The 14775-nt window shown below is 70.3% G+C and carries 17 protein-coding genes; 7 read left to right on the forward strand and 10 right to left on the reverse strand.

The genetic code is table 11. From position 1 onward, the window contains the following. Positions 1 to 143 precede the first annotated feature (143 nt). On the forward strand, positions 144 to 1613 hold the full coding sequence (gene rpoN, locus HLB44_RS14345) for an RNA polymerase factor sigma-54 (RefSeq protein ID WP_173123576.1): 1470 nt from the start codon (positions 144 to 146) through the stop codon (positions 1611 to 1613). Then, complete coding sequence (locus tag HLB44_RS14350; protein ID WP_173123578.1) at positions 1606 to 1785, forward strand: hypothetical protein; 180 nt, start codon at positions 1606 to 1608, stop codon at positions 1783 to 1785. The genes rpoN and HLB44_RS14350 overlap by 8 nt, the downstream gene beginning before the upstream one ends. Before the next feature lie 10 nt (positions 1786 to 1795). On the opposite strand, the gene HLB44_RS14355 is transcribed toward HLB44_RS14350, so the two are convergent. From HLB44_RS14355 to HLB44_RS14375, 5 genes are all read right to left on the reverse strand, one after another. Then, positions 1796 to 2245, reverse strand: coding sequence for a GNAT family N-acetyltransferase (locus HLB44_RS14355; RefSeq protein WP_343051325.1), 450 nt, complete (start codon positions 2243 to 2245; stop codon positions 1796 to 1798). After that, on the reverse strand, positions 2242 to 3051 hold the full coding sequence (locus tag HLB44_RS14360; protein ID WP_173123580.1) for an SDR family NAD(P)-dependent oxidoreductase: 810 nt from the start codon (positions 3049 to 3051) through the stop codon (positions 2242 to 2244). The genes HLB44_RS14355 and HLB44_RS14360 overlap by 4 nt, the downstream gene beginning before the upstream one ends. Positions 3052 to 3082: 31 nt before the next feature. Continuing rightward, a complete protein-coding gene (locus HLB44_RS14365; protein ID WP_173123582.1) occupies positions 3083 to 4027 on the reverse strand; it encodes a DUF6929 family protein in 945 nt (314 codons plus the stop codon). After that, positions 4017 to 4523 (reverse strand): MgtC/SapB family protein, encoded by a 507-nt coding sequence (locus HLB44_RS14370; RefSeq protein WP_173123584.1) that lies wholly within the window; start codon positions 4521 to 4523, stop codon positions 4017 to 4019. The genes HLB44_RS14365 and HLB44_RS14370 overlap by 11 nt, the downstream gene beginning before the upstream one ends. A 91-nt stretch (positions 4524 to 4614) precedes the next feature. Beyond that, positions 4615 to 5616, reverse strand: coding sequence for a LysR family transcriptional regulator (locus HLB44_RS14375; RefSeq protein WP_173123586.1), 1002 nt, complete (start codon positions 5614 to 5616; stop codon positions 4615 to 4617). Between the two features lie 106 nt (positions 5617 to 5722). Between HLB44_RS14375 and HLB44_RS14380 the strand changes: the two genes are divergently transcribed. Next, positions 5723 to 6283: a flavodoxin family protein gene (locus tag HLB44_RS14380; protein WP_173123588.1), complete on the forward strand. Its 561-nt coding sequence runs from the start codon at positions 5723 to 5725 to the stop codon at positions 6281 to 6283. Between the two features lie 5 nt (positions 6284 to 6288). After that, positions 6289 to 6678, forward strand: a complete 390-nt coding sequence (locus HLB44_RS14385) for a nuclear transport factor 2 family protein (RefSeq protein ID WP_173123590.1) — start codon at positions 6289 to 6291, stop codon at positions 6676 to 6678. An 11-nt stretch (positions 6679 to 6689) separates the two neighbouring features. Here HLB44_RS14385 and HLB44_RS14390 read toward each other — a convergent pair whose 3' ends face one another. From HLB44_RS14390 to HLB44_RS14400, 3 genes are read right to left on the reverse strand one after another with little or no spacing between them, the layout of a single operon-like run. After that, positions 6690 to 7385, reverse strand: a complete 696-nt coding sequence (locus HLB44_RS14390) for an RES family NAD+ phosphorylase (RefSeq protein ID WP_173123592.1) — start codon at positions 7383 to 7385, stop codon at positions 6690 to 6692. Further along, positions 7382 to 7795, reverse strand: coding sequence for an MbcA/ParS/Xre antitoxin family protein (locus HLB44_RS14395; protein ID WP_173123594.1), 414 nt, complete (start codon positions 7793 to 7795; stop codon positions 7382 to 7384). The genes HLB44_RS14390 and HLB44_RS14395 overlap by 4 nt, the downstream gene beginning before the upstream one ends. Before the next feature lie 46 nt (positions 7796 to 7841). After that, complete coding sequence (locus HLB44_RS14400; RefSeq protein ID WP_173123596.1) at positions 7842 to 8693, reverse strand: dienelactone hydrolase family protein; 852 nt, start codon at positions 8691 to 8693, stop codon at positions 7842 to 7844. A 115-nt stretch (positions 8694 to 8808) separates the two neighbouring features. On the opposite strand from HLB44_RS14400, the gene HLB44_RS14405 reads away from it, so the two are divergent. Then, on the forward strand, positions 8809 to 9786 hold the full coding sequence (locus HLB44_RS14405) for a GlxA family transcriptional regulator (RefSeq protein WP_173123598.1): 978 nt from the start codon (positions 8809 to 8811) through the stop codon (positions 9784 to 9786). Positions 9787 to 9813: 27 nt separating this feature from the next. Here HLB44_RS14405 and HLB44_RS14410 read toward each other — a convergent pair whose 3' ends face one another. Both HLB44_RS14410 and HLB44_RS14415 read right to left on the reverse strand, forming a co-directional pair. After that, positions 9814 to 10992 carry a Fic family protein gene (locus HLB44_RS14410; RefSeq protein ID WP_217283658.1) on the reverse strand — a complete coding sequence of 393 codons (1179 nt, stop codon included), beginning with the start codon at positions 10990 to 10992 and terminating at the stop codon, positions 9814 to 9816. A gap of 535 nt (positions 10993 to 11527) precedes the next feature. Continuing rightward, positions 11528 to 13426 carry a sensor histidine kinase, YfiR-like protein-associated gene (locus HLB44_RS14415; protein ID WP_173123602.1) on the reverse strand — a complete coding sequence of 633 codons (1899 nt, stop codon included), beginning with the start codon at positions 13424 to 13426 and terminating at the stop codon, positions 11528 to 11530. Positions 13427 to 13507: 81 nt separating this feature from the next. Here HLB44_RS14415 and HLB44_RS14420 point away from each other — a divergent pair, with 81 nt between their 5' ends. Together HLB44_RS14420 and HLB44_RS14425 are read left to right on the forward strand one after the other, a co-directional pair. Continuing rightward, a complete protein-coding gene (locus HLB44_RS14420; RefSeq protein ID WP_173123604.1) occupies positions 13508 to 14296 on the forward strand; it encodes a L,D-transpeptidase family protein in 789 nt (262 codons plus the stop codon). Between the two features lie 107 nt (positions 14297 to 14403). Continuing rightward, positions 14404 to 14673, forward strand: coding sequence for a hypothetical protein (locus tag HLB44_RS14425; RefSeq protein WP_173123606.1), 270 nt, complete (start codon positions 14404 to 14406; stop codon positions 14671 to 14673). Positions 14674 to 14775 lie beyond the last annotated feature (102 nt).

Here is a 14775-nt window from a genome sequence, read left to right on the forward strand (position 1 = left end):
AGCGCTTGCGGCAAGAACTGCCGGCCCGATACGAGAACCCCGCAAGAACCCCGCCGAATCGCTGCTTGTGCTTGGTACGAGCATTGCATTCGAGCCTGTTTGAGACGTTCCTCGATGCAACGTCTTTCCGAACCGGAGAACCCATGACCACCATGGACTTTCGCGTCGAACACCGGCAGCAGCAGACGCTGTCGCCCCGGCTGCAGCACGCGGTGCGCCTGCTGCAGATGTCGTCGCTCGATTTTGCGCAGGTCGTGCACGAAGTGCTCGGCCGCAACCCCTTCCTCGAAGACGAAGCGCTGATGTCGGACGGCTCGAACGGCACTGCCGCTGCGCCGGCCGATGAGACCGCTGGGGCGGACGCCGGGCTCGACGAGCGGATGGCGACCGCCGGTGCCGCCGACCAGGCGCTCGAGATGCCCGCCGGCGCCGCCGGCGAGGACGAGCGCGAGTCCTGGCAGGGCGATGGCAGCAGCCGGCTGCGCCGCGCCGACGACGGCGAGATGAGCGCGATGGAAATGCTCGCGTCGGAGCCGTCGCTGCAGGCCGAGCTGCATGCCCAGGTCGACCTGCTGCCGCTCGATTCGCGCGACCGGACGCTGGCCAAGTCGGTGATCGAGTCGCTCGACGACGACGGCTACCTGCGCACGCCGCTGGACGAGCTGGCGCGGCTGGTCGAGCTCGATCCGCCGGCCTCGCTGGCCGAGCTGCAGATCGCGCTGCGCCACGTGCAGGCGCTGGAGCCGGCCGGTGTCGCCGCGCGTGATGTCGCCGAATGCCTGAAGCTGCAGCTGCCGCTGATCGAATGCGAGGCGACGCGGCAGATCGCCGAAGTGATCGTCACCGAGCACCTGAGCGCATTGGCCTCGCGCGACATCAATGGCCTGGCGCGCGCGCTGAACCGCCCGGTGGCCGAGGTGGAGGCGGTGTGCGAGCGCATTCGCCGGCTCGACCCGCGCCCGGGCTGGCGCTGCGGTGCCTCGCAGGTGCAGTACGTCGTGCCCGACGTCATCGTCAAGAAGATTCGCGGCGACTGGACCGTGCAGCTGAACCCGGCCATCGTGCCGAAGGTGCGGCTCAACGAGTCGTATGCCGAGCTGTTCCAGCGCCACCGCTGCAGCGACCATGGCGAGCTGGCCGCCCACCTGCAGGAAGCGCGCTGGACGCTGCGCAATGTCGAGCAGCGCTTCGCGACCATCGTGCTGGTGGCGCAGGCGATCGTGCGGCGCCAGCAGCATTTCCTCGAGTTCGGCCCGATGGCGATGAAGCCGCTCGGGCTGCGCGAGATCGCCGACGAGGTGGGCCTGCACGAATCCACCGTTTCCCGGGTCACCAACAACAAGTTCATGACCACGCCGCTGGGCGTGTTCGAGTTGAAGTACTTCTTCTCGCGGGCGCTGGTGTGTCCGAGCGGCCACGCCTGTTCGGGCACCGCGATACGCGGCCTCATCAAGGACATGATCACCGCCGAGTCGTCGCACGATCCGCTGTCCGATGCAGAGATCGCGCGCCAGCTGGCCCGCCAGGGCTTGAAGGTCGCGCGCCGTACCGTCACCAAATACCGCCAGCTCCTGCGCATCGATGCCGTGGAGCGGCGCCGCAAACATGCTTGAAACCCGCACCCCCGTGATTCCGCACCAGGTCGAGCCCGGGCACGACCCTCATCCGCAGCCGCCGACCGATCCGGGCCACCGGCCCGATCCGCCGAAGAAGCACCCCGACACCGGCCCGCGCGAGCGGCCTGAAGGGCCGCGCAGCCAGGCCAAGAGCGGCCACGCCGTCTGAGTTGGCCTGATCAGGCCGCGGCGGCGCGCCGCACGTACAGGTTGTCCCACGCCTGCTGCTCGACCAGCGTGAAGCCGTGGCGCGCATAGAAGTGGTTCGAACGGCTGTCGCGCAGCGCGCCGACGTGCAGGTCGCGCTGCCGCGCATCGGCCTCGGCGAACAGGGCGGCGAGCACTGCGGCACCGAGGCCGGCGCCTTGCGCGTCAGGATGGATGTAGAGGTGGTCGAGCAGCCAGTGGCCGTCCGGCCGCTCGCGCAACACGACGAAGCCGACGCGGCCCTGCGCCGTGCGCACGTGCCGCGTGCAGCCGGCATCGAAGCGGTCGAGCAGGCGCCGGCGCGCGCGTTCGGGGTCGAAGCGGCCGAGGTGCTCGAGGCTCTCGCGCATCGCGGCCACCCGCAGCGCTGCCAGCGCGTCGGCATCGCCGGCGGCGGCGGGTTCGAACTCGAAAACGCTCACTTCGCCCACCGCGTCGCGGCGCCGGCGATGCGCCGCAGCAGCCACTTCGGCGTCGCGCGGCCGCCGATGGTCGCCGCGAGGTTGGCGGCGCCCGGCACCTTGATCACCTGGCCGCGCTGGCAGGCGCGCCAGCCGTCGCGCGCGACGCGCATCACGTCGCCGACGACGAAGCTCGGCAGCCGCGCCAGCGTCGGGTTGCCCTCGACGGCGCTGCTCAGCATGCCGGTGGCGGTGATGCCGGGGCACAGCGCGGTGATCGTGACGCCGCTGCCGGCCAGCTCCTCGGCCAGCGATTCGGTCAGCGACAGCACGAAGGCTTTCGTCGCCGCGTAGGTGGCCAGCGTCGGCACCGGCTGGAAGGCGGCGATCGACGCGACGTTGAGCACGCGGCCATGGCCGCGCTTGACCATCGGCGGCAGCAGCTCGGCGAGCAGGCCGGTCAGCGCGCCGATGTTCAGGTCGATCAGCGCCTGGTGGCGCTCGGCCTTGGTCTCGGCGAAGGGCGCGTTCTCGAGGATGCCGGCGTTGTTGACCAGCACGTCGACGCTGATGCGGCGGCGCTTCAGCTCGGCCACCAGCGCCGCCGCGGCGCCCGGGCGGCCGAGGTCGGCCGGCAGCACGCGCACCGGCACGCCGTGCTCGGCGCCGAGCTCATCGGCCAGCGCCTGCAGCTTGTCGGCGCTGCGCGCCACCAGCACCAGCGCGCAGCCGTCGGCCGCGGCGCAATGGGCGATCGCCTCGCCGATGCCGCCGGAAGCGCCGGTGATCAGCACCGTGTCTCGGCGCGGTTTGTCGGTGGTGGCCATGCTCGTCTCCTCCTCGGTCGAGGCGGGCAGGTTAACGCAGCGGCAGCACCACCCGCCACAGGCACGCCGCGCGCGCCGGATCGTCGGCATCGCTGACCAGGCAGGCCCACAGCCGCCGGCCATCGGCCTGCACCGCGATGCCTTCGATCTTGTCGTGGCCGGCGAGGCGCCACTGCGTCCCCAGCCGGCCCTGCGCATTCACGAGGCCGATCACCGAGCCGGCGCAGGCGCCATCGAGGTAGGGGTCGTCGGTGTCCTCGGCCGCCGCGGTGTAGGCCCAGCCGCCGCCGGGCAGCGCGGCGGCGTCGGTGAAGCCGAGCGCCAGGCCATCGAGCCGGCCGAGGTCGTAGCGCACCTCGTCGAGCGGGGCCAGCGTGTGAATGCGGCCGTCGAGCAGCGCGCGCAGGTCGTGCGCGCGGTAGTGCAGCGCGGCGTTCGGCGAGCCGGCCTGCGTGCCGCGCTGCAGCAGCACGAAGGATTCACCGAGCAGCAGCGCGCCTTCGAGGTTGAGGTCGGCGTAGCGTTCGCGCAGCGGTGCGATCAGGCCGGACAGGTCGATCACTTCGGCGGCACCGGCGGGCGCGCCCGCACGATCCAGGCGCAGCAGCGCGCCGCGTTCACGCTGCGGCCGCGAGCCCGAACCCCATGCCAGCAGTGCGCCGTGCGGCGCCGCGCCCCAGGGCGGCAGCTGCAGCAGCGCTTCGCAATCCGGCTTCACGCGCTTGCGCTCGGTGGCATCGGCCGGCAGTGCGCCCTCGAACAGCGGCAGCAGCCGGCCCGGCGCGCTGGCGTCGTCGAACACCGCCAGGTGGTGCTCGTCATCGGCGACGACGAAGACGCGGCCGGCATGGCAGACCAGCCCGCTGGCCGCGCTGACATGCGGCTGCGCGCGCGGATGCGTGGCGGCGTCGAGCGTCAGCGCGCGCAGCAGCTGCGGCTTCAGCGCGGCCGTGGCGCGCCGCTGATCAGCGCCCATCGCGGCGTTCGGTCGGGCGCGGAATCAGCGCCAGGATCACCAGCGCGATCAGCGTCGCGGCCACCGCGGTGGTGTCGCGGCCCATGCCGCAGGCAATGCCGATCGCCGCCGTCATCCACACGCCCGCCGCGGTGGTCAAGCCTTGCACCTGGTCCTGATCCTGGGCGGGCGGGCCCTCTCGTGACGCATGCTTGATGATCGCGCCGGCGCCGAGGAAGCCGATGCCGGTGACGATGCCCTGGACCACGCGGCTCAGGTCGGCCAGCGGCATGCCGGCCTGCAGCGGCACCAGCACCAGCATCGCCGCGCCGATCGCCACCAGCATGTGCGTGCGCACGCCGGCTGCCTTGCCTTGCCTTTCGCGCTCGTAGCCCAGCAGGCCGCCGAGCAGTGCCGCGAGCAGCAGGCGCACCAGCAGTTGCGTCAGGTGGGCGATGTCCGCCAGGTCGGAGAACTCGGATCGCAGGGTGGCGATCACCGTGTCGAAGACGGTCATGCAAGGCCTTTCGTGGCGCGGGGCGTGGCACGGCGCTTGCCGCGCCGTGAGTCTCGCGCAACCTTCGGGAGGCAACCGCCATGCCGCGCCCTCATGCACCGCCGCCCAGGGTGGCCGCGCCGCCTCCGGATCCCTTTCCGCCGCCCCCACCACCCCCCCCCCCCCCGCCTGAGCTGCGCGCCGCCGGGTCGAGCGCGTCGACCAGGTAGTCGACGAAGGCGCGCAGGCGCAGCGGCATGTGGCGCTGCGCCGGGTAGAGGATCGAGAACGGCCGCGAGCGCCCGCCGAAGGGCTGCAGCACTTCGACCAGCGTGCCCTGCCGCAGGTCTTGCTCGACGATGAAGCGGTAGGTCTGCGCCAGGCCGGCGCCGGCGCGTGCCAGCGTGCAGGTGCCGAGGATGTCATCGGTGCAGGTGGTGCCGCCCTGCGTCGCGGTCTCGACGTCGCGGCCGCCGTCGCGGAACTCCCAGGGCACCAACTGGCCCGAGCTCGGCAGCCGGAACTGGATGCAGTCGTGCTGCGCCAGGTCGTCCAGCGTTTGTGGCCGCCCCTGCCGGCGCAGGTAGGCGGGGCTGCCGACGACGACCAGGTCGGCATCCATCAGCTTGCGCGCGATCAGCCCCGAGTCCGGCTGCGCCCGTGCGCGGATCGCCATGTCCAGCCCCTCGGCGGTGAAGTCGACGTTGCGGTTGCTCAGCTGCACCTCGATCTGCAGCTTCGGATAACGCGCACGAAACGCGGGCAGCAGCGGCAGCACGCGGTAGTGGCCGAAGGTCGTCGGCAGGCTGATGCGCAGCAGGCCCGCCGGCTCGGCCTGCTGCCCGGTGAGCGCGCGCTCGGCGTCGAGCAGCTGGTTCAGCGCCTGCTTGCATTGCACGAAGTAGGCGAGGCCACCGTCGGTCAATCGCACCTTGCGCGTGCTGCGCACGAACAGGCGCACCTGCAGCCGCTCTTCCAGCCGGGCCATCGACCGGCTGACGGCCGCCGGCGTCAGCCCGGCCTGCCTGGCCGCGGCGGTGAAGCTCTCGAGCTCCGCCGACAGGCAGAACAGCTCGATGCTGCCCAGCATCACCTCGCCGAATTGCCGCGCCATGGATTACGCTGTGTAATTTCAGATGATAGATTGGTTCAGTTTATCAACATGAAGATCATCAATAAGCTGTCGCTCATCGACCCACCAGACCCCCAAGGACGCGGACATGAGCACCGACATCACGATCGTCTTCCACAGCGGCTACGGCCACACGCAGAAGGTGGCGCAGGCCATCGCCGAGGGCAGCGGCGGCACGCTGCTGGCCGTCGACCAGCAGGGCAACCTGCCCGCCGGCGGCTGGGCGCAGCTGGGCGCCTCGCGCGCCATCGTCTTCGGCTCGCCGACCTACATGGGCAACGTCAGCTGGCAGTTCAAGAAGTTCATCGACGCCAGCTCCGAGGTGTGGATGAAGCAGGGCTGGAAGAACAAGCTCGCCGCCGCCTTCACCAACAGCGCCGGCATCAACGGCGACAAGCTGTCTGCCCTGTACACCTTGTTCACGCTGTCGCAGCAGCAGGGCATGCTGTGGGTCGGCACCGGCATGATGCCGAGCAACAGCAAGGCCGCTGTGCGCAGCGATGTCAACTACCTGGCCGCGTTCTCCGGGCTGATGACGGCGACGCCGGCCGACGCGTCGACCGACGAGATGGTCGACGGCGACCTGGCAACGGCGCGCCTGTTCGGCGAGCGCATCGCGCAGGTCGTGCGCGGCATCACGCTCGGCTGAAAGACATGGACACGCCCACGACCGAATTCGACGCCGTCGCCGCGGTGATCCAGCTGTACTTCGACGGCCTGCATCACAGCGACACCGCGCGTCTGCGCCGCGTCTTTCATCCGCTGGCACGTTACTACTGCGCCACCGACGGCACGCTGCTGCACCTGTCGATGGACGAGTACTTTCCGGTCGTCGACCAGCGCCCGTCGCCGGCCAGCCGCGGCCTCGTGCGCAGCGATCGCCTCCTGGCAATCGAGTTCGCCGGGCCGGTGACGGCCTTCGTCAAGGCCGAGTGCTCGATCGCGCCGAAGGACTTCATCGACTTGCTGACGCTGGTCAAGCTCGACGGCCGCTGGCAGATCGTCGCCAAGGTCTTCCACTACACGCTCGACGCCGCGGGATGAGGCGGGCGGCGCTACAGCGTGCGCAGCTCCGACTTGACGTACCACGACCCGATCTGCACGCCGTTCCATTGCAGCGCCACATGCGGGCCTTGCACGGCCGGGCTGAGCGCCAGTGGCCTGAACAGGCCCACGCACTCGCCGCCCGCGTCGCGCACGCTGTCGTAGGCGACGCCCCAGCTGCCCAGCGCGCGCAACCGGGCACCCATCGCCTGCGATGCGGCGTAGCTGTCGGGGTCGTAGACCGCGGGCAGCTTCGAGACCAGCCCGCGCAGGTCGTGCAGCGGCTGCTTCACCGTCGCCTTGTAGCAGCGCATGTCGATCTCGATCGGCGGCTCGCGGGTGGCGGCGAGGAAGCGCGCCTGGTGAAAGCTGACCTCGCGCACCGCGGTCTCGAGCGACCTGCCGGCGTAGTACACGCCATGGCTGCCGTCGCTGAAGCGCGAGCCCATCGGGTTGAGGTGGGTGAACGCGGCCATGACTGCGCTGCTGCCGGGGCCGCTCATGCGCTCGCCGGGCGGCACCAGCGAGATTTCGCCCACCTCCTGGCGCAGGCGCGGATTGGTGAGGGCCTCGATGGCATAGACCACTTCCAGGTCCAACGGATCGGCCACGCGCTCGAACAGGCCGATCGGCGGAAAGCGGCTGGGAATGAGGCGGTGGGTGGCGCCCCAATCGAGCTCGACGACCGGTACGTTCTTCGGACTCAAGCGCCGCCGCCGCGCACGGCATCGAGGTACTGGCGCACCTGGAACAGATCGGCCACGCGGCCGCCGAGCATGCGCGCCAGCGCCGGGCTGCCACCGAACAGCGGCGCGTCGTTGGGCTTGCGCAGCCAGGCATCGGCGCGCTCAGGCACCGGGAACAGCACGTGCAAGGCGGAGTAGATGCCGAAGACGTAGCTCAGCCGTTCGAGCGTGGCGGCGTCGAGCCGGGCGGGGTAGTCGCCGGCGCGCCAGGCGTAGAGGGTGGAGCGCTGAACGCCGAGCAGGGTCTGCTCTTCGGCGGCCGTCAGCGCCCAGGCCTTGCTGATGTTGAAGAAGGTGCGCAAGGCGGCGCCGGCTGCAGCAGCGGAATCGAGGGCCGGGGGCCTGGCGGGGGCGTGGACAGCTTGCGGCATGCGTGGACTCTAGTCCACGAGTGGAATCGATTCAAGAATTTTCCGATTATGGACACGCCGGCAGGGGCAGCGCCGGTCTCGCCACGGCCAGGCGCTGCGCGAAGAAGCGGAGGATCTCGTCGCGCGCGGCGAGGGTCGGCTGGCCGGCTTCATCGACGAGGTGGGCGGTGACGACGCTGTGCGGAAAGTCGACGAACTGGCGGAAGAAGGGCGCGGTGTCCGGATTGGCCGCGTCGTCCGGCAGCACGCGCGCGACGAAGCGTGGGCCGAGCGCCTCGGAATAGGCGGCGAAACGCTGCGCGGTGCAGATGCGGTCGCCCTCGAATCGGTAGGCCAGCACCGTCAGGTCGTCGCGCTCGAGGCGCGCGCGCACGGCGGCCAGCTCGTCGGGCGGGCTTTCGAGGGCAGCGGGCTGGTCCAGCGGCAGCGAGGGCTGCGACAGCACCGGCGCCAGCACCGTGGGCTCGAGCATCATCGACAGCGCGAAGTTGCCGCTGAAGCACATGCCGATCGCGCCGACGCCGGGACCGCCGCACTCGCCGTGCGCGAAGCGCGCCAACGCGCGCAGCCACTGCGTCACCGGGCTGGCGCGGTCGGCCGCGAAGGCGCGGAACTCGGCGCTGACGCAGACCCGCTTGAACACCGCGCCGCCTTCGCCCGCCTGCGGCACCGCGCCGTCGCGACCGAACAGCGAGGGCATCCAGACGGTGAAGCCGGCATCGCGCACCCAGCGCGCGAAACGCGCGACCTGCGGGCTGATGCCGGGCATCTCGGTCATGACGATCACGCCCGGCCCGCGGCCGGCGACGTGCACGCGCTTGCTCACGCCGTCGAGCGTGATGTCGCGTGGCTCGAAATCGTCGAGCGGATCGTCCTGATTCATCGGGCGCTGCGGCATCGCGAGGACTCCTGTGCAGGGGGTTGGACGGCGCCGACTCTAGGCCGGTGCCGTCCGCCGATGAAGCGGCAGAAACGACTCGTTCCGGGCTGAATCGGACAGCTACCATCGCGCGATGAAGACCGTCTGGATCCTGGTGCCCGACGGCGTGATGGACTCGAGCCTGGCCATCACGCTCGACGTGCTGCGCACCGCGCAGGCGATCGCCGCGCGCACCCGGGGCGTGGGGCAGTTCCAGTTCCGCGTGCTCGGCGCGCGCGCGCAGGTGCGGACCGGTTGCGGGCTGCGGCTGCGCACCGACGCGACCTTTCGCCAGGCCGAACGCGAGGGCGCCACGCCGCAGTGGGTCATCGTGCCGGCGCTGGGCGAGTACGGTGCGCGGCTGGCCGCGCACCTGTCGCAGCCCGATGCGTTGCAGGCGCAGCGGCTGCTGCGCGCGCTGGCGGCGCGCAAGCTGCGCAGCCTGCGCATCGGCGCCTCGTGCGCATCGGTGTTCCTGCTCGCCGAGGCCGGCCTGCTGGCGCAGCGCAGCGCGACGACGACCTGGTGGCTGGCGGCGGACTTTCGCGCCCGTTATCCGGACGTCATCCTCGACGAGCGCCGCATGGTCGTGCCCGACGGCCCGCTCGTGACCGCCGGCTCGGCCTTCTCGCAGCTCGACCTGATGCTCGCGGTGCTCGGCGACCTGGTCGGCGTGCGCATCGCTGATCTGTGCGCGCGCTACCTGCTGATCGACCGCCGCCCGTCCCAGGCCCGCTACATGATCGCCGCGCACGCGCAGCAGCACGATCCGGTGATCGGCGCCGCCGAGCGCTGGATCGACGAGCACCTCACCGAGCCGATGACGGTGCGCGCGCTGGCGCAAGCCGCGGCGATGAGCGAGAAGACCTTCTCGCGCCGGGTGCAGGCGGCCACCGGCCTGTCGCCGATCAGGCTGATCCAGCGCCGCCGGCTGATGATGGCCACGCACCTGATCGAGACCACGAAGACGCCGATCGAGCAGGTCGCCGCGCAGGTCGGCTACCGCGACAGCACGACGCTGCGGCGGCTGATCCGGCGCGATCTGGACACCAGCCCGAGCGGGCTGCGGTAGGCCGCGCGGCGACACCGGTCCGTCACCTCAAGCCTTTTGAGGGAAGAGGAGTTTGTGTTGCACGCGCGACCTCTCGAACGCGTTGCTGGCCTGCATGTCTGCGATGACCTTGTCCAGGTTCTCGTAGTCGAAGGCAGCGGTCCAGTCATGAATCCACTGCATCGCATCGAGATAGGAACCTGGATTGCCTTCGCGCGTAAGGACGCGAAGGCAGTCCAGGTACTCTTCTCGAAAGAGTGTCGGGACGATGATTCGGCAGCTGCTGACGACCGAGAGTTCAGCGTTCATCACGAGCCGGGCAAGCCGTCCGTTGCCGTCGGTGAAGGGGTGGACCTCGGATACGAGGAACATCACCATCAGAGCTCTGGCCGTGCCTGCGGGCACGGTAGGCAGGAGCTTGGAGCCTTCGACCAACGTGCCACGTACCAATCGCGGCGCAACGAACTCGGTATTGCCGGCGCGATTGGCCAAGGTCTTGAACTCGCCGGGTCCGACCTCTGGTCTCGCCTTCATCTGGTCGGCATGTCGCTCGCGCAGTTGGTTCAGGACAGGTTCACCAGAGCCGAGCGTCTGGTTGGCCCAGCCGGCGTTCAGTGCTTGGCGGAACACGCCGATGATGTCGTGCGAATCCTTCGGCCGCTCGGTGATTGGCTTGCCTTCCAGGACGAAGCCGCGAGCCTCGTTGACATCGAACTCGGTGCCCTCTATGAAGTTGCTGAAGTACGACTCGAGGAAAGCGAAGTTCACGCGCCCCAGCTCGCTCTTCGTCACCGCTGCAGGCTGCTTCAGCGGCACGGAGCGAAGCTCTGCGGCCAACTTTTCAAACAACGCGAGGCGGTTGGCGTCGTAGGGGATGTTGGCCACCATCGCCTTGCCGGCGGGGGTGGACATCTCTGCCTTTCTCGTTCCCAGCACTGCACCGATGAGGCCATCGAGGATGGCGAGCTCGCGCTCCAGGCGCAGCGTCGGCGCAAGCGCACGGGCTTGGTCACGCAGGGTGTTGAGCGCCTCCGCGCCGCGCGCCTCACAAGTGACGATGAGACGCCTTTCGACTTCTGCTTTCCCAACAGACTTCATCACCTTGCCACGGGAGACGGTCAGGTTTTCCAGCAGGACCCGAGGTGTCGAGGGGAAGTACAGCTCCCTTCCCATCATGGGAGAGTCGCCTTGTGCAGGTCCGTGCCCATCGAGCAGCTGGACGGTCATGCCAGGCAGCTCGATCCTCTTGGTGTATGAGTACGTGAGGTACATCGTGCCGTCGCTTGGTACGCCGCCATGGAATGCGCTCCGGGGACCGATGACTGCCTTGGGGTACAGAGCGGCCAAGACGCGGATACGTTCGCGTGCAATCAGGGCCGGCCATGCCACCTCCGGAAGGCTCGTAGCCACCCCGGGGGCGATGCGTTTCAAGGAACCATCCCGCAACCGGCGTTGCGTCGCTCTGATCTCTGCCGGAGAGAGCTCCGCATACAAGAGGAGAGACGTGTCGGTTGTCGGCATTTTTTGAACTATGGGAATGTCGACCCGTGCGCTGTCGCTAAATTCTATTTTAGTTTGACATTTGTCGCTATATTTTTAAGATGCGCAAATTGCGGGGGTAGGCGGCGGCGAGTCTTCGTCGTCCTTTTTGATTGTTTGGCCTTGATGGATCGGTGAATTGTCGTCTCAAGTGTAGTTTTGATGGTGATTCGTCGTTAATTTTGTATTTTGTTTGGTTGCCGCCGCGGATCGAACTGGCAGATCACCGATCGAGCGGCGGCTCGGCAGGAGCGTCGCTTGGCACCAGCGCCGGCGCGCATCCCACCAGGATGCGCAGCAGCGCATCGGTGTCGACGGGCTTGACCAGGTGGTGGTCGAAGCCGGCCTGCCGCGCCGCTTCCTTGTCGGCGCGCTGGCCCCAGCCGGTGGCGGCGATCAGCGTCACCGCGGCGGTGCCGGCGTCGGCGCGCAGGCGGCGTGCGACGTCGTAGCCGTTGAGCCCGGGCATGCCGATGTCGAGGATCGCGACGTCCGGTGGTGCCGCCGTGGCGGCCTGCAGCGCGGCGGCGCCGTCGTGCACCACCGTGACCTCGTGCCCGAGGCCTTGCAGCCAGCGCTGCAGGCTGGCGGCGAAATCGACGTTGTCGTCGGCCAGCAGCAGCCGCAGCGGCTCGCCGGCGGCCGGCGGCGCGGTGAGCGCCAGCTGCGCCGCGGCGCTCTCGGCGCGCTTGAGCGGCAGCCGCACGCGCACCGTCGAGCCGTGGCCCAGGCCGGCGCTTTCCAGCGTGATCTCGCCGCCGTGCAGCTGCACCAGCTGGCGCGCCAGCGTCAGCCCGATGCCGAGGCCGGCGTTGCCGCGCTCGAGGCGCTTGTTGGCCTGCTCGAAGAGCTCGAAGACCCGCTGCTGCATCGCCGGCTCGACGCCGATGCCGGTGTCGCGCACGGCAACCTCGACCTCGCTGCCGCTCTCTTCGAGTGTTACGTCGATCTGCCCGCCGGCGGGCGTGTAGCGGCAGGCGTTGTTCAACAGGTTCGAGAACACCTGCGACAGCCGTGCCGCATCGCCATGCATCGTGCAGGGGTGCGGCGGCAGCTGCGCCGCGAGCCTCAGCTGGTGCTGGCGCGCCAGCGGCTCGGCCAGCTCGATCGCCGCGCGCAGCACGGCGACCAGGTCGATGCGCTCGGCATGCAGCGAGAGCTTGCCGGTCGTCACGCGCGAGACGTCGAGCAGGTCGTCGATCAGCCGCACCATCTGGCGCAGCTGGCGTTCGAGGATGGTGTGCGCCAGCTCGCGCGTCGCGGCGTCGGCGCTCGGGCTGCGCAGCAGCGCCGCGGCATTGGCGATCGGCGCCAGCGGGTTGCGCAGCTCGTGCGCCAGCGTCGCGAGGAATTCGTCCTTGCGCCGGTCGGCCTGCCGCAGCTCGGCCTCGGCGGCCTGGCGCTCGCCCATCTCGCGTTCGAGCTCGCCGGTGCGCTCGGCCACCTCGTCGAGCATCGCGTTGAAGGCCTGCACCAGCAGCGCGATGTCGCGCACCGGCGCGTCGGGCGCGCGCAAGGTCCAGTCGCGCCGCTCCATCACCTGCTGGGCCACCTCGGCGACTGCGGCCAGCGGCTCCGTGATGCCGCGCTGCAGGCGGCGGAACAGGGCCTGCGCGAGCAGCAGGCTGATGGCCATCACGCCGGCCAGGATCAGCGCCAGAGTCGTCGCCTTGGCCCAGACGTCATGCGCCGCGCGCAGGTAGACGCTGCCCACGCGCTCGCGCTCGTGCTCCACCGGATAGACGACCTCGATCGTCCTGCTCAGCAGGCGGTGTACGCCGGCGCCGCCCGCCTCGGGCTGCAGCGGCACCGGCTCGTCGGCCGATGCGGTGTAGGTGGCGAAGGGCCGGCCATCGGCGCCGAACACCGCGGCGGCGCGGATGCGCGGCTGCTGCTTCAGCAGCGCGAGGTTCTGCTGCGCCACGCGCGGGTCGTCGAAGACCAGCGCCGCGGCGCTGGTCTTGGCCACCAGGTCGGCCTGCGTCTGCAGGTCGTCGATGAAGGCGCGCCGGTAGGTGGTCATCTCGTACAGCAGCATCCCCGCCGCGCTGAGCACCAGCGCGACCGCGGTCGTGAGCATGGAGACGCGCGAGAACTGCCCGCGCAGCGTGGGGGACCTCATCGGTGCGCGATCCTGGCACGCCGCGCGCCTGGCTGACCAGCGCCGCGCGGCAAGCCCGTCATGGGCATGCGGCTTGCCGCGATGCCGATCGGACTCTTCGACCCGCTCACCGTGATGCCTGCCCCTCGTCCCCGCCTGCCCGTTGTCGCCGGGCTGCTCGTGCTGCTGCCCGCGCTCTGCGGCGCGGCGAGCGCGCCGGCCGCGCTGGCGCCGGCCGACCGCGAAGCCGCGCGCATCCTCGGCACGGCGTCGCCGCAGGTGCGGCTGGTCGACGCGCGCATCCGCGCACGCGCCGACAACGCCGGCCGGCCGTTCGCGATCATCGACAAGTCGCAGGCGCGGCTCTTCGTCTACGACGCCGGCGGCCGCCTGCAAGGCGTGGCGCCGGTGCTGCTGGGCCTGGCGCGCGGCGATCACTCGGTGCCCGGCATAGGAGAGCGGCCGATCGAGCGCGTGCGGCCGCACGAGCGCACGACGCCGGCCGGCCGCTTCGCCGCGCGGCCCGGCCGCAACGCGGGTGGCGAGGACGTGGTCTGGGTCGACTACGCGTCAGCGGTGTCGATGCACCGGCTGCGCGCCACCGATGCCAGCGAGCATCGGCCGCAGCGCCTGGCGACACCGTCGCCGGCCGACAACCGCATCTCCTACGGCTGCATCAACATGCCGCCCGCATTCTTCGACCACGTCGTGCGGCCGCTGTTCGCGCGCGGGCCCGCGGCCGGTGGCGTGGTCTACGTGCTGCCGGAGACGCGCACGCCGAACGCGGTGTTCCGCGAGCTGTTCGAGGCGCCGGATGCGGCGGGCCGCAGCAGCGCGGCGATCGATGCGCGCGCGGCAAGCCGCCTGCAGCTCGCACGCCGGGCGTCCTGAACGCCTGACTCCGGAAGCGCTGCGGGGCGCCCCGGTCGGGAGCGCCCCGCAACACCGCGTCATGGCGGGGTCAGTTGCGGTCCGCGCGCGGTTCCAGCGACGAATCGGTGGACGACGAGCCCATCGTGCTCGAGCTGGTGCTCGGGCTGGTCGATGAACTGGACGGGGTGGCGGCCGAGTCGGTCGACGGGCTCGAGCCGGTGCTGCCCATCGTGCCGGAGCTCGGGCTGGTGGTGCTCGGGCCGCCCGGCGTCGTTGCCGTCGTGCTCGGGCTCGTGCTGGTGGTCGAGCTCGGTGCCGGGGCGGCGGCCGACTCCGGCGCTGCCGCGGTCGAGCTGGTGCTCGGGGAGGCGCTCGTCGACGACGATTGCGAATAGACGGCGGCACCGCTCAGGCAGGCTGCTGCGGCGGCGATGCTCAACCAGGTGAAACGCTTGCTCATGTGTGAACTCCGGTGATTTGAGTAACTAACGAACCAC

It is taken from the genome of Pseudaquabacterium terrae (genome assembly GCF_013266755.1).
Taxonomy (GTDB): Bacteria; Pseudomonadota; Gammaproteobacteria; order Burkholderiales; family Burkholderiaceae_C; genus Pseudaquabacterium; species Pseudaquabacterium terrae.

Excerpts from the sequence above, each read along its gene's own strand:
- HLB44_RS14405 (WP_173123598.1), top strand. The coding sequence starts at position 8,809 with ATGAAGACCGTCTGGATCCTGGTGCCCGACGGCGTGATGGACTCGAGC.
- HLB44_RS14410 (WP_217283658.1), bottom strand. The coding sequence starts at position 10,992 with ATGACCGTCCAGCTGCTCGATGGGCACGGACCTGCACAAGGCGACTCT.
- HLB44_RS14420 (WP_173123604.1), top strand. The coding sequence starts at position 13,508 with ATGCCGATCGGACTCTTCGACCCGCTCACCGTGATGCCTGCCCCTCGT.
- HLB44_RS14370 (WP_173123584.1), bottom strand. The coding sequence starts at position 4,523 with ATGACCGTCTTCGACACGGTGATCGCCACCCTGCGATCCGAGTTCTCC.
- HLB44_RS14350 (WP_173123578.1), top strand. The coding sequence starts at position 1,606 with ATGCTTGAAACCCGCACCCCCGTGATTCCGCACCAGGTCGAGCCCGGG.
- HLB44_RS14385 (WP_173123590.1), top strand. The coding sequence starts at position 6,289 with ATGGACACGCCCACGACCGAATTCGACGCCGTCGCCGCGGTGATCCAG.
- HLB44_RS14400 (WP_173123596.1), bottom strand. The coding sequence starts at position 8,693 with ATGCCGCAGCGCCCGATGAATCAGGACGATCCGCTCGACGATTTCGAG.
- HLB44_RS14360 (WP_173123580.1), bottom strand. The coding sequence starts at position 3,051 with ATGGCCACCACCGACAAACCGCGCCGAGACACGGTGCTGATCACCGGC.
- HLB44_RS14395 (WP_173123594.1), bottom strand. The coding sequence starts at position 7,795 with ATGCCGCAAGCTGTCCACGCCCCCGCCAGGCCCCCGGCCCTCGATTCC.
- HLB44_RS14380 (WP_173123588.1), top strand. The coding sequence starts at position 5,723 with ATGAGCACCGACATCACGATCGTCTTCCACAGCGGCTACGGCCACACG.
- HLB44_RS14415 (WP_173123602.1), bottom strand. The coding sequence starts at position 13,426 with ATGAGGTCCCCCACGCTGCGCGGGCAGTTCTCGCGCGTCTCCATGCTC.
- rpoN (WP_173123576.1), top strand. The coding sequence starts at position 144 with ATGACCACCATGGACTTTCGCGTCGAACACCGGCAGCAGCAGACGCTG.
- HLB44_RS14365 (WP_173123582.1), bottom strand. The coding sequence starts at position 4,027 with ATGGGCGCTGATCAGCGGCGCGCCACGGCCGCGCTGAAGCCGCAGCTG.
- HLB44_RS14375 (WP_173123586.1), bottom strand. The coding sequence starts at position 5,616 with ATGGCGCGGCAATTCGGCGAGGTGATGCTGGGCAGCATCGAGCTGTTC.